Annotated in this window: 1 rRNA gene; it reads left to right on the forward strand. The window is 45.7% G+C overall.

What is annotated here, in order from left to right:
- Positions 1 to 232 (forward strand): 23S ribosomal RNA (locus tag ACXAH2_RS17235); the annotation flags it as partial.

A 232-nucleotide genomic window follows, 5' to 3' on the forward strand; every position in this document is an offset into this window, starting at 1 on the left:
AAACAGGTTAATATTCCTGTACTTATGCATATTGCGATGGAGAGACGGAGAAGGCTAGGCCAGCGCGGCGATGGTTGTCCGCGTTTAAGGTGGTAGGTTAGGGTTTTAGGTAAATCCGGAATCCTCCTTTTAGTAGGAAAACTGAGAATTGATGACGAGTCCTCTTTTGGACGAAGTGGTTGATGCCCTGCTTCCAGGAAAAACTTCTAAGCTTCAGATATGCATGAACCGT

The organism is Marinomonas sp. ABL3_031 (genome assembly GCF_056161265.1).